We start from the raw sequence: 12,421 nt of genomic DNA, 5'->3' as shown, positions 1-12,421 counted from the left end.
CCGGGTGGGTGTTGCCTAGATCGGGCGCTGGACGACAGTTGCCGAGAGTTCGATGTCCTCGCCCTCACGCTGGATGCGGATGTCCAGGGTTGCGCCCGGCGCGGTGCGGGCGATCGCGTTGAGGGCCTCGCGCGGGGTGTTCACGCTGCTGTCGTCGAGGTGGGTGATGACGTCCCCTGGGCGGATGCCGGCGTCTTCGGCAGGGCCTTCGCGCAGGATGCCCGCCACCAGTACGCCGCGCGGGGCATCCAGGCCGAAGGATTCGGCCAGTTCGCGGTTCATCGCCTGGACCTCGATCCCCAGCCAGCCGCGGGCGACAAAGCCCTGTTCGATGATGTCGGTCATCACGCTGCGCGCCAGGTCCACGGGGATTGCGAAACCGATGCCGTGGGAGCCGCCGGAGCGCGAGAAGATCGCCGTGTTGATGCCGATGACCTCGCCGCGGGCATTGATCAGCGCGCCGCCGGAGTTGCCCGGGTTGATGGCCGCGTCGGTCTGAATGAAATCCTCGAAGGTGTTGATGCCGAGCTGGTTACGTCCGGTGGCGGAGACAATGCCCTGGGTCACGGTCTGGCCGACCCCGAACGGATTGCCAATGGCCAGGACCACGTCACCCACCTGCAGGTCGCTGGAGTGACCCACCGTGGCCACGGCCAGATTCGGCACCCGCACGCGCAGCACGGCGAGGTCGGTGTCCGCGTCGATGCCGATGATCTCCGCGGGATGGGCCTCGCCGCCGGGCAGCACGATGGCGATGGCATCGGCCTCCTCGATCACGTGGTGATTGGTGAGCACGTGCCCCTGATCGGTCATGATGACCCCGGAGCCGAGGCTGGACTGTTCCTGTTCGCCCGGTGGCAGTTCCTGGCCAAAGAACTCGTGCAGGCCGAAGCCGGACGGGCGGTCGATGGTGCGCGAGGTCATGATGTTGACCACCGCGGGTGCGGCGCGGCGCACGCCGTCGGCATAGCTGGCCGGCGCGCCGGTTGCGGCAGGCGCAGCCACCGGCTCGGCGACCTGCAACTCGGCACCCGGGTCGCCGCGGCCGAGGATCTCGGGGAAGAACACTGCGATCACCACCGCCAGGGCGATACCGGTCAGCGCAGCTTGCAGCAGGAAGCGGGAGAAATTCACCATATGCCGAATATACCGAATCATCGCTCAACAGGGGATCCCGCCGTGGTCGATCGCGACGAACTGATGCAGGCACTCAATGCGGAACTCGAACCGGAGCGCTTCCGCGACTACTGTCCAAACGGGCTGCAGGTCGAGGGACGGCGCGAGATCCGCCGGATCGTCAGCGGGGTGACCGCCTCGCTGGCGCTGGTGGAGGCGGCCGTTGAGACCGGGGCCGACCTGATCCTGGTACACCATGGTTACTTCTGGAAGGGCGAGCCGCAGGAGGTGACCGGCATGAAGCGGGAGCGCCTGCGGCAGTTGCTCGCGCACGACATCAATCTGGTGGCCTACCATCTGCCGCTGGATGCCCATCCGGCACTCGGCAACAATACCCAGCTGGCGGGACGCCTGGGGTTCGCGATCGACGGCGTACTGCGCGAGGACGGTGTCGGCCAGATCGGAACCCCCGCCCGCCCGTTGTCGGCGCCGGACATGCAGGCGCACATCAGCAACGTGCTGGGACGCGAGGCCCTTTGCGTGGAGGCCGGCGATCACCCGATCCGGCGCATCGCCTGGTGTACCGGCGGGGCGCAGTCGCTACTGACCGAGGCGGCGGCCCTGGGGGTGGATGCCTATGTCAGTGGCGAGATCTCCGAACAGACCACCCACGAGGCGCGCGAGCTTGGGGTGCATTACTTTGCCGCCGGGCACCATGCGACCGAACGTTACGGGGCCCTGGCCCTGGGGCAGTGGTGCGGGGAGCGTTTCGGTCTCGAACACGAGTTCATCGAGATCGACAATCCCGCCTGAGCGATGTCGCCCTCACGGGCCGCGTGCTGCGAGATTGTGGTGCAGAATGTGCGGTTTCGGGGCGTTGGCAGCGCCCGGAACAAGCAAATTTATAATCAACTGCTTATAAGGTTTTCGGGGGCGTGAGACCGAGTGCAATGCTCGGTCTTAAGGCGGCAATCTACTTGACCTTATTAGCGTGTTCGGGAATTCTATCGCATTTTACAGCCCGCCCAGATGGGTATTCGCGCGTGCGGCAAGCCCCTTCGCGTACCAGCCGCGCCTTCCTTTGCGGCCGCGGGAACACGATTTCAACACGTTGTTTGGAGAGACAAACATGGCAAACCAAGGCGTAAACCGAGGCCGTCGCCGGTTCCTCGTCGCCGCGACATCCGTCGTAGGCGGAGCCGGGGTCGCCGCAGTCGCGGCCCCGTTCCTGGCGTCCTTGCAGCCCAGCGCGCGCGCTCAGGCAGCCGGGGCCCCTGTCGAGTTCGACGTGGCCGCTGTCGAGCCGGGTCAGCGTGTCAGCGTCGAGTGGCGTGGCCAGCCGATCTGGGTAGTGCGGCGCACCGACGAGATGGTTGCCGGTTTGGCCGAGGTGGCCGATCGCCTGCGCGATCCCGACTCCGAAGTGGAAAGCCAGCAGCCGGAATATGCGCAGAACGAGTACCGCTCGCGCGACCCCGAGATCCTGGTCGTGATCGGTATCTGCACCCATCTGGGCTGCTCGCCGACCTACCGCCCGGAGATCGGCGATCCCGAGATGGGTTCCGACTGGCAGGGCGGCTGGCTGTGCGGTTGCCACGGTTCGCGCTTCGACCTGGCCGGTCGCGTGTACCGCAACATGCCCGCGGCGACCAATCTGGTGATCCCGCGGCACATGTATCGCAACGATACCTTGCTAGTCATTGGTGAAGATGAAGACGGGGAGGCGATCTGATGGCCGGCAATCCTGATACCAAGATCCAGGGCGGTGTACTGGGCTGGGTGGACGCCCGTTTCCCGCTCTCCCAGATGTGGAACGAGCATCTGGCGCAGTACTACGCACCGAAGAACTTCAACTTCTGGTACTTCTTTGGATCCCTGGCCCTGCTGGTGCTGGTCATCCAGGTGGTCACCGGCATCTTCCTGACCATGTTCTACAAGCCCGACGCCGAACTCGCGTTTGCGTCGGTCGAGTACATCATGCGCGATGTGGAGTGGGGCTGGCTGATCCGCTATATGCACTCCACTGGCGCCTCGATGTTCTTCGTGGTCGTCTATCTGCACATGTTCCGGGCATTGCTCTACGGCTCCTACAAGAAGCCGCGCGAGCTGATCTGGATCTTCGGTGTGCTGATCTACCTGGTACTGATGGCCGAGGCCTTCGCCGGCTACCTGCTGCCGTGGGGTCAGATGTCCTATTGGGGCGCGCAGGTCATCGTGAACCTGTTCCAGACCATCCCGTACATCGGGCCGGACCTGGTGACCTGGATTCGCGGTGACTTCCTGCTGTCCGACGCCACGCTGAACCGCTTTTTCGCACTGCACGTGATTGCCCTGCCGCTGGTGCTGATCATGCTGGTGGCCGCGCACATCATCGCGCTGCACGAAGTGGGTTCCAACAACCCGGACGGCATCAACATCAAGGACCACAAGGACGAGAATGGCATCCCGAAGGATGGCATCCCGTTCCACCCCTACTATTCCGTGAAGGACCTGGTGGGCGTCGGCGTGTTCCTGATGGTCTTCGCCGTGATCATGTTCTTCTTCCCGACCGGTGGTGGCCTGTTCCTGAAGGCCGACAACATGATCCCGGCCGATCCGCTGGTGACCCCGGACCTGATTCCGCCGGTCTGGTACTTCACCTCGATGTACTCGGTCCTGCGTTCGGTGCCGGATCCGTTCCTGGGTGTGATGGCGATGGGCGCCGCAGTGGTGATGCTGTTCTTCATCCCCTGGCTGGATCGCAACCCGGTCCTGTCGATGCGCTATCGCTCGTTCGCGGCCAAGTTCAACCTGGCGGTGTTCGTGGTGGCCTTCGTGATCCTCGGATGGCTGGGCCTGCAGCAGGCTACCAGCGAGGTCAGCGAGATGAGCCTGCGCTTCTCCACGGTCTACTTCGCGTTCTTCTTCGTGCTGTGGTTCCTCAGCAAGGAACGGTCCATGGTCTTTAGCCTGATCGCGTTTGCCGTGGTGGTGGGTATCTACTCCTTCTACGACATCCTGCGCTTCGACCCCGATAGCGCGGGCCTGCTGATGTGGTCCTGGCTGATTCCGACCGTGTATCTGTTCGTGACCATGGTGGTCCCTGCCTTCGCACGTGGCCTGGGCCGTGACCGTGCCGTTCCGGAAAGGGTGACTTCGTAATGAAAACGCTGATTGCAACTACATTCCTGGCCGCTGCGGCTTTGTTCACCGTCCCGGCCGCCTCGGCGGCCGGGTACGACGGTGATCTGGAAAAGGCCAACATCGACGTGACCAACGAGGCCTCGTTGCAGCGCGGTGCCAACCTGTTCATGAACTACTGCATGGCCTGTCACTCGACCGAGTACATGCGCTACAACCGCGTGGGTCGCGATATCGGCCTGACCGAGCAGCAGGTGGAGGAGAACTTCATCTTCATCACCGACGAGGCCGGTGATCCCGTTGGCGTCGGTTCGCTGATGACCAACGCCATGAGCGAAGACTATGGCGAAGAGGCCTTTGGTGTGGTCCCGCCGGACCTGACCATGACCACGCGCATCAATGGCGAGGACTGGGTCTATACCTTCCTGAAGAGCTTCTACATCGACGAGTCGCGCCCGCTGGGCGCGAACAACGAGGTGTTCGACAATGTCGGCATGCCCCACATCCTGTGGGAACTGCAAGGCTGGCAGGAAAAGGTCGTCGACGAGGATGGTAACGAGCGTCTCGAACTGGTGCGCTCCGGCCAGATGACGCCCAGCGAGTACGATCGTGCCGTGCGCGACATCGTGACCTATCTCTCGTACATGGGCGAGCCGATGCAGCTGGACCGTCAGCGAATTGGCCTGTACGTACTGATTTTCCTCGGGATCTTCACGATTCTCGCCTACTTCTTGAAAAAGGAGTACTGGAAAGACGTACACTAGGCGGCATGAACCGTAACCGGCGCGTCGATCAGGGATGATCGCGCGCCGGTGTTATTGACCGTCTGCCCGGCACCGGAAACCGTTCGGCCGGGCCAGGGAAACGCTGATTAATGTACACACTCGCGTTGGCACCCCAGGTTTTCCGAGACAAGGCGCGGTGCGCAGCCGGTAGTGGTTCTACCGGCAAGGGCCGCAACGCAGGATCGGGGAACCTGGGGTACCAACCCCACAAACGATTGAAAGCAGGGGCTCGGCCGCTTTTGCGCGGGAACGGCGTTGCGGCTCCTTTGTGCAGAATGACTGCACGGCTGTCACCGCGCCTTGTTCGCACGCAAAAGCGACTCGAGCGCGAGCGTGTACATCAATCAGTGTTTCCCTAGGGAGAAAGCCATGGCGCTGGTCGCCAACCGTCGTTCCGTTATGACCCTGTTTTCTGCTCACGACTGCGTGCGTTGCCACCGGGTGCGCATCATCCTTGCGGAGAAGGACATCGCCGTGGATGTCGTCAATCTCGGGCCCGATGAACTGCCCGAGGATCTCTCCGACCTGAACCCGTACAACGAGGTCCCGACCCTGGTGGATCGCGACCTGGCCCTGTACGGCACGCACGTCATCACCGAGTACCTGGATGAACGCTTTCCGCATCCGCCGCTGATGCCGGTGGATCCGGTCTCGCGGGCGGCCGCGCGGCTTGCGCTTTATCGCGTGGAGCGTGACTGGTACGAGGGTCTCGATGCCGTCAACCAGGCCTCCGGCTCCGGCTTGACCAAGGCGCGCAAGATCCTGCGCGAAAGCCTGGTCAGCTCGGCCGAGATCTTCGAGCTCAAGCCGTATTTCCTGAGCGACGAGTTCTCGATCGTGGACTGTGCCATCGCCCCGGTGATGTGGCGGCTTCCCGCCGTGGGCATCGATCTGACGGCGTTGCCGCAGGCGATTCAGGAATATGCCGATCGCGTCTGCAAGCGTGAATCGTTCCAGGTGAGTCTGACCGAGGCCGAGCGCGAGCTTCGCCTGTGACTTCGTCGCGCCCCTATCTGCTCCGGGCTCTGTGGGAGTGGGTTACGGATAACGGCTTCACGCCGCATCTCCTGGTCGACGCCACAGTCGAAGGGGTGATCGTTCCGGAGGCGTTCGTCGACCAGGGCAAGATCACGCTCAACGTCGGTCCGACCGCAGTGCAGGCCCTGAACATCGGTGACGAGGCGGTTGCCTTCTCGGCCCGGTTCGCGGGCAGCCCGATGGATGTCTTTGTGCCGATGCAAGCGGTGCTCGCAGTCTACGCGCGCGAGAACGGTCAGGGGATGATGTTCGGCAGCGAGCCGGGGCCCGGCCCCGACGACGACGGTCCGGGCACGCCTCCGGATGGTTCTGGTGATGACGGGGGTGGGGAGGATTCGCCGGCCCCGAAGCGCAAGGGTCCGGCACTGAAGGTCGTGAAGTAGGGCCCCTTCCGGGGCCCTTTTCTTTTCCGGGCCCTGCTGGGGAGGGGATTCCCTTGCCCGGTACCTGGCTAGGCGGGTCCGGGCGCCTTGCCCGGGTTCAGGATGTTGTCCGGGTCGAACGTTCGCTTGATGCCGGCCATCAGTCCCAGTGCCACCGGGTCCAGTTCCCGGCTGATATACGGTCGCTTCACCAGCCCGATGCCGTGTTCGCCCGAGAGCGTCCCGCCCAGCGACAACACCAGGGTGAAGACGCCGTCCAGGCAACGCTCCGCCGCCGCGAGTTCCGCCGGGTCATCCGGGTTCACCAGCAGGTTTACATGAATGTTGCCGTTGCCGGCATGGCCGAAGTTCACGATCTTGATGGCGTGTTCCGCGGCCAGCCGGTCGAGCCCGGCAATCAGGTCGGGAATGCGCGAGACCGGCACGACCACGTCTTCGTTGATCTTTTTCGGCGCCACCGTGCGTAACGCCGGTGACAGGGCCTTGCGCACGGCCCAGAGCGCCTGGGCCTCTTCCGGGGTGTCGGCGCTGAGGGTCTGCACGCAGCCTTCGCCCTCGGCCGCGCGCCGGATGCCGGCGGTGGTGGCCTCGATGCCGGCCTCGGTGCCATCGGTCTCGATCATCAGGATCGCGCCGGCAGCGGCGGGCAGGGGGCAATCCGGTGCGTAGGCGCGGATCATCGTGATCGCGGAATGGTCCATGAACTCCAGCGCCGACGGGACCTCGGCGCGCGCCATCAGCCGGGATACGGCCCGGGCCGCGGCGTCGACATCGCGGTAGACCGCCTGGATCAGGCGGGTCGCTTCCGGCTTGGGTGTCAGGCGCAACGTGGCCTCGGTGAGCACGGCCAGGGTCCCTTCGGATCCGATCAGCAGACGGGTGAGGTCGTAGCCCACCACCCCCTTGGTGGTATGGACGCCGGTGCGGAATGCCTCGCCGGTTCCGGCCACGCCGGACAGGCCCAGGGTGTTGTCACGCGGAGTGCCGTACTTGACCGCGTGCGGGCCGGCGGAGTTATAGGCGAGATTCCCACCGAGCGTGCAATAGGCGCTGCTGGTGGGGTCCGGCGGCCAGAAGAAGCCCGTGGCGCCTGCCGCCTGCTGGATCTCGCCGTTGGTGGCACCCGGCTCCGCGATCAGCCAGCGATTGTCCGGATCCACCTCCAGGATGCGGTTCATGTGCTCGAATGACACCACCAGCCCGCCATGGTCCGGGACCGCGGCACCGGTGGTGCCCGTGCCGCGTCCGCGGCTGGTCAGGGCCACGCCGAGGCGCCGGCAAAGGCGCACCAGCTCGCGCACCATATCGGCGTCCCGTGGGAAGGCGACGGCGTCCGGCACCGCATGCAGCTTCGAGTTGTCGGCACCGTAGGTCCAGCAGTCCGCGGGATCGAGCAGACGATCGCCGGGCGCCAGGAGCTGTTCCAGTTCGCGAGCCAGAGGGGTCATCGGTGGGCGCTCACGGGGTGGATGCCTGGATGGCGTCCTGCAGCCACTCGATCCGGTCCTGGCCATCCAGGGTCATCACATCAAAGCGGACCGGGCCGTTCCAGGCGCTTTCCTGCAGATAGGCCTCGGCCACCCGCAACAGGCGTTCACGCTTGCGCCGGTCGATGCTCTCTGCGCCGCCACCAAAGCCCGGGTGGCTGCGCTTGCGTACTTCCACCAGCACCAGGGTATCGTCCTCGAGTGCGACCAGGTCGAGCTCGCCGTAAGGCCGGCGGACGTTACGCGCACGGATCTGCAGCCCGTGTGCCTCCAGGTAGTCCGCGGCTCGCTTCTCGGCGGCCTGCCCCGAGGCACCCGGGCGAAACACTCAGGACCCTCCGGCGTGTACGTCGATGCGTCGGGGCTCGCCGCCCTCGAAGCGCGCCCAGGCCGGTTCTCTCACCCACTCGTGGTTGAAGGGGTTCAGGCTCCAGGTGCCAGCGCCGCCGGTTAGCTGATGATGGGGGGCGTTGCGAAGCCCGTCCTGGCGCAGGCTCAGGCGCATCGCGTCCATGCCCAGGGCGACGAACCGGGGGAGTGCCTCGTCGCGCGCTTGTTCGTCGTTCGCCAGCGGGCTCACCCGGTCGAACAGCCGGGGGGTATCGGGGAACACGATCCCGTTGAGATCGGCGTCGCGATCGGCATCCGGGCGTCCGGAATAAACATGGGGCGTGGCCATCATCGGGAGTTGGCTGGCCCGGTGGAAATGGAGATGCGGCACGATGCGCCGAACTTGCGGCGCCGTGCCGGCAATGAAGAGGTGGTCCACATCCGCACGCACCTGAGGGTCGCCTTCCAGTTCCAGCCCGGTCCGGCGTGCCACACCGCGAATGCGCGCCTCGCTCTGCTGGATCCCGAGTGCGTTGCCAATGGTGGCGTTCAGCTCCCCGGCGCTGGGCTGGATGCGAATGACGTCTCGCGGGCGCCGGTCCTCGTCGGCCAATGCCGCCCGGAAGGCACTTGCCACGCGATCGCCGAAGGCCCCTTCCGGCAGGAGCACCAGCGGGTGATGCCAGCCGGCGCGGGCCGCCCGGTCGGCCACCGCACGGGCATCCTCTTCCGGATTCAAGGCCAGCGTTGTGAGTTCGCTGGGGGTCGAGACTTCCGTGCGGTTCAGCAGGATGGTCGGGAGGGTCTGATCGCTAGCGGCCACCTGGCTTACTGACTCACGCCGCAGCGGACCGATGATGCGCGCGACGCCGGAGTCCACGCCACGCCGGTACAGGGCGGCCGCGCCGTCCGGCTCGCCGCGCGTGTCGCGCACGATCAGCCGGCCGTTGCCGCCACCCTCCGCGTAGTAGGCGCGGGTGATTCCGTCGAGTATGGCGTTGCCCAGTGCGGCCAGGTCGCCCGACAGTGGCAGCAGCACCAGGGTGTCCCCAGGCGCGTCCGCGACCAGCGGGTGGCTGGCGACGAGTTCCGGCAGCAGGCTGTTGGCCGGATGCGCGGGATGGCGCTCGCGCCACAATCCGGCGGCCAGGTGCGCCTGTTCCTCGGTATCGGCGGCGCGCAGCAGTCGGAACAGGCTGACCCAGGCATCCCCATCCGGCGGGTGGTTGCCCACGATCCGGTCGCGCTGGGCCGGGCGCAGGGCTGCGAGCAGCCCCCATATGCGCTGCTGGTTCTCGGCGTGTGTGTCGGGCTCCATGATCAGCAGGCGGTCCAGGCGCAGCCGGGTGTCCAGGGCCTGATACCATTGGCTCTCCTGTTCCAGCATCCGGGCGTGCAGGGCAAGCCCCTGGCGATAGATCTCCGGGGATCGCGTGGGGTCGTCCGGGTCGTCTGCACCCAGTCGTTCGCGGGCGAGCTCCCAATCCCGTTGCGCTGCTGCGAGTCGCGCGCCTAGAAGGCGGGCTTCCTGGGTGTCCCGCTCGGCGTCGGGAAGCTCGGCCCACAGGGCTTCGGCCCGGTCCAGCTGGTCCGGCGTCGCGGGGTCGAGCGCCAGCACGGCCTCGATGGCGCGGCGCACCAGGTCGGGCTCCGGCCGCGAGCGGGCCTCGCTCAGCAGCAGGCTGGCGCGCACCTCGGGAGGCAGTTCGGCCAGGTCCGGCCGGACCTCGGCGTCCGGGGTCGGCTCCGGGTCCGGGCGCGGCGTGGCGCAGCCCACCACGATGGCCGTGGCCAGCAGCAACAGGGCAAGACGGGACAGGGGCCGGGTATGCCCGGCGCGTTCGGGGATTCGGGTCACGATAGCGGTTCGTCAGCGAATGAGGAGTCAGTATTGAAAGCGCATCAGGCCGTGTCAACGAACTGGGGCACGTTGTGGGTGGTGGCTACCCCGATTGGTAATCTTGGAGATATGAGCCCGCGGGCGGGCGAGGTCCTCGGTCGGGTGCAGCGCATTGCGGCGGAGGATACGCGACACAGCGCCGGGCTGCTGGCCCATCTGGGCGTCCACACGCCGCTGGTCAGCCTGCACGAGCATAACGAGGCGGAGCGTATTCCCTCGCTGCTGGAGGCGCTGAAGGCGGGGGAGTCCGTCGCGCTGATTTCCGATGCCGGCACGCCGCTGGTGTCGGACCCGGGTTTTCGGCTGGTGAGGGCGGCGCGCGAGGCCGGGTTGGATGTGCGCGCCGTACCGGGTCCCAGTGCGCCTCTGGCTGCGCTGGCGGTGGCCGGGCTGCCGTCCGACCGCTTCTGCTTCGAGGGCTTCCTGCCGCATGCCGCCGGGGCGCGCCAGCGGCGGCTGGAGGCATTGCTGGTCCAGCCGGTGACCACCATTTTGTTCGAATCGTCGCACCGTGTTCGCGCGGCCGCCGCCAACCTGGCGCAGCTGGCACCGGGGCGAGAGGTCTTCCTGGCGCGGGAGTTGACCAAACAATTCGAGGAGCACTATCGCGGCCCCGCCGGCGAACTGCCGGGCTGGCTGGATGCCGACAGCAACCGCACCCGCGGCGAGTTCGTGCTGATCCTGGGGCCGGCGCCCGCGCCTGACACGGGGGGCGAGGCCGACATGCCCCTGTCCGACGAGCACGAGCGCCTGCTCGCGGCACTGCTGCACGAACTCCCCCTCAAGCGCGCGGCACGCCTGCTCTCCGATGCCACCGACCTGCCGCGTAACCGCGTCTACGCCCGCGCCCTCGCCCTCAAGGACGCCGGAGGATAGGACGGTTTGGGTCCGCAATGAAGCGTGCGCAGACACGCAGCGGATCAAGGTCAGAAGCCATCGGCAGGAAGGTCTGGAAGAACGGCAATAATCATTGTTGGCGGGGATGGCTGGCTGCCTGCGTTCCGGCATCGTGGCGATAACCCTGTCGTTTCGTTGAATTGATTGCCTTCCGATCGTCCCCTCTTCCTGTGGACTGCTCGTGACGTCCTTCGTGTCTTGGTGTGCTTCGTTGTGGACGGAGGCCCTTGGGGCAGGCCGTTGAAAAGGCTTGCGTTCGCGCACGCGGCGGCGTACAAGGAGCGCGGGAGTCGGCCAGGCAGTCGCTGCATCCTCGGATGTGGAGGAAAGTCCGGGCTCCATAGGGCAGGACGCCAGGTAACGCCTGGGCGGCGCGAGCCGACGGAAAGTGCCGCAGAAAACATACCGCCGATGGCCCGGTTCGCCGGGTACAGGTAAGGGTGAAATGGTGCGGTAAGAGCGCACCGCGCGACTGGTAACAGTTCGTGGCAGGGTAAACCCCGTCCGGAGCAAGGCCAAATAGGGGTGCATGGTGTGGCCCGCATCGCACCCGGGTAGGCTGCTCGAGGCGTCCGGTGACGGACGTCCCAGATGAATGACTGTCCTCGACAGAACCCGGCTTACGGCCGGCTCCCACTTTTTCCCACGATCAAGCCCCCGCGGCCGCCCCGGTCTGCGCGTACACGGCTGTGTGTGCGGCAAACTTGTAAGGTGATGCATTAAGTTTGAGCCTCAACGCGAGGCTTTTAATACCCTTCTCCATGCTCTTTCGTCCGCCTCGGGGTGGATGCGCTAAGTCTCTGTGATTCAACGCTTATTTTTCGTTTTTCGGGGTCGATTTTCTTGACTCTGGAGGATGCCCGTACCTATAGTGTCGGAAAGTGGGTCAAAGTGGGGAAAGGTGGGTAACCACCGTTATCAGCGATGTTTCGAGGCGTTAGCCAGCTCAATCTGGATGCGAAGGGCCGCCTGGCCATGCCGGCGCGGTATCGCGACGACCTCGCTGCGAGCTGCAACAGTCAGCTGGTGATCACGGTTGATCCCTCCCGCTGCCTGCTCTTGTACCCGTTCCCCGAGTGGGAGCGCATTGAGCAGAACCTGATGTCCCGCCCCAACATGAATCCCAAGGTGCGCAATCTGCAGCGCCTGCTGGTGGGCCATGCCACCGAGTGCGAGCTGGACGGCAGCGGCCGCCTGTTGCTGCCCCCGCCCCTGCGTCAGTACGCCGGCCTGGAAAAGCGGGTGGTGCTGCTGGGCCAGGGCAAGAAGTTCGAGATCTGGGGCGAGGCCGCCTGGGAGGAGACCTGCGCCCAGGTGCTGGGGGGTGACGTGGATGATGAAGCGCTCGAGTCCATCGCGTTGTGA

At 65.8% G+C, this 12,421-nt stretch carries 12 protein-coding genes and 1 other RNA gene; 9 read left to right on the top strand and 4 right to left on the bottom strand.

Annotation, left to right across the window (positions count from 1 at the left end; translation table 11 throughout):
• Window positions 1-15 precede the first annotated feature (15 nt).
• The gene (locus D575_RS0103290) at window positions 16-1,137 is read right to left on the bottom strand and encodes a S1C family serine protease (protein ID WP_018144486.1); all 1,122 of its coding nucleotides are present in this window, start codon (window positions 1,135-1,137) and stop codon (window positions 16-18) included.
• A gap of 42 nt (window positions 1,138-1,179) precedes the next feature.
• Between D575_RS0103290 and D575_RS0103285 the strand changes: the two genes are divergently transcribed.
• The 6 genes from D575_RS0103285 to D575_RS0103260 all read left to right on the top strand — a co-directional run bounded on the left by D575_RS0103285 (window position 1,180) and on the right by D575_RS0103260 (window position 6,442).
• Window positions 1,180-1,929 carry a Nif3-like dinuclear metal center hexameric protein gene (locus D575_RS0103285; RefSeq protein ID WP_018144485.1) on the top strand — a complete coding sequence of 250 codons (750 nt, stop codon included), beginning with the start codon at window positions 1,180-1,182 and terminating at the stop codon, window positions 1,927-1,929.
• 316 nt (window positions 1,930-2,245) lie between these two features.
• The gene (gene petA / locus D575_RS0103280) at window positions 2,246-2,848 is read left to right on the top strand and encodes a ubiquinol-cytochrome c reductase iron-sulfur subunit (protein ID WP_026182032.1); all 603 of its coding nucleotides are present in this window, start codon (window positions 2,246-2,248) and stop codon (window positions 2,846-2,848) included.
• The gene (locus tag D575_RS0103275; protein WP_018144483.1) at window positions 2,848-4,257 is read left to right on the top strand and encodes a cytochrome b N-terminal domain-containing protein; all 1,410 of its coding nucleotides are present in this window, start codon (window positions 2,848-2,850) and stop codon (window positions 4,255-4,257) included. The genes petA and D575_RS0103275 overlap by 1 nt, the downstream gene beginning before the upstream one ends.
• A complete protein-coding gene (locus tag D575_RS0103270) occupies window positions 4,257-5,000 on the top strand; it encodes a cytochrome c1 (RefSeq protein ID WP_018144482.1) in 744 nt (247 codons plus the stop codon). The genes D575_RS0103275 and D575_RS0103270 overlap by 1 nt, the downstream gene beginning before the upstream one ends.
• Window positions 5,001-5,390: 390 nt before the next feature.
• The gene (locus tag D575_RS0103265; RefSeq protein ID WP_018144481.1) at window positions 5,391-6,017 is read left to right on the top strand and encodes a glutathione S-transferase N-terminal domain-containing protein; all 627 of its coding nucleotides are present in this window, start codon (window positions 5,391-5,393) and stop codon (window positions 6,015-6,017) included.
• The gene (locus tag D575_RS0103260) at window positions 6,014-6,442 is read left to right on the top strand and encodes a ClpXP protease specificity-enhancing factor (protein WP_018144480.1); all 429 of its coding nucleotides are present in this window, start codon (window positions 6,014-6,016) and stop codon (window positions 6,440-6,442) included. Before D575_RS0103265 ends, D575_RS0103260 begins: the two co-directional genes overlap by 4 nt.
• A 68-nt stretch (window positions 6,443-6,510) precedes the next feature.
• On the opposite strand, the gene D575_RS0103255 is transcribed toward D575_RS0103260, so the two are convergent.
• Genes D575_RS0103255 through D575_RS0103245 form a run of 3 tightly spaced genes read right to left on the bottom strand, consistent with a single transcriptional unit; the run spans window position 6,511 to window position 10,117 of the window.
• On the bottom strand, window positions 6,511-7,890 hold the full coding sequence (locus tag D575_RS0103255) for an FAD-binding oxidoreductase (protein ID WP_018144479.1): 1,380 nt from the start codon (window positions 7,888-7,890) through the stop codon (window positions 6,511-6,513).
• A 10-nt stretch (window positions 7,891-7,900) separates the two neighbouring features.
• On the bottom strand, window positions 7,901-8,257 hold the full coding sequence (locus D575_RS0103250; protein ID WP_018144478.1) for a YraN family protein: 357 nt from the start codon (window positions 8,255-8,257) through the stop codon (window positions 7,901-7,903).
• Window positions 8,258-10,117: a penicillin-binding protein activator gene (locus tag D575_RS0103245; RefSeq protein ID WP_018144477.1), complete on the bottom strand. Its 1,860-nt coding sequence runs from the start codon at window positions 10,115-10,117 to the stop codon at window positions 8,258-8,260.
• A 78-nt stretch (window positions 10,118-10,195) separates the two neighbouring features.
• Here D575_RS0103245 and rsmI point away from each other — a divergent pair, with 78 nt between their 5' ends.
• The 3 genes from rsmI (at window position 10,196) to mraZ (ending at window position 12,421) form a co-directional block, all read left to right on the top strand.
• Window positions 10,196-11,035 (top strand): 16S rRNA (cytidine(1402)-2'-O)-methyltransferase, encoded by an 840-nt coding sequence (rsmI, locus tag D575_RS0103240; protein WP_196799811.1) that lies wholly within the window; start codon window positions 10,196-10,198, stop codon window positions 11,033-11,035.
• A 307-nt stretch (window positions 11,036-11,342) separates the two neighbouring features.
• An RNA gene (gene rnpB, locus D575_RS13720) (RNase P RNA component class A) lies at window positions 11,343-11,694 on the top strand.
• 286 nt (window positions 11,695-11,980) lie between these two features.
• Window positions 11,981-12,421, top strand: a complete 441-nt coding sequence (gene mraZ, locus D575_RS0103235) for a division/cell wall cluster transcriptional repressor MraZ (protein ID WP_018144475.1) — start codon at window positions 11,981-11,983, stop codon at window positions 12,419-12,421.

It is taken from the genome of Thioalkalivibrio sp. AKL6 (assembly GCF_000376905.1).
Classification (GTDB): Bacteria; Pseudomonadota; Gammaproteobacteria; order Ectothiorhodospirales; family Ectothiorhodospiraceae; genus Thioalkalivibrio; species Thioalkalivibrio versutus.
This window is presented reverse-complemented; position numbering and strand designations above follow the sequence as displayed.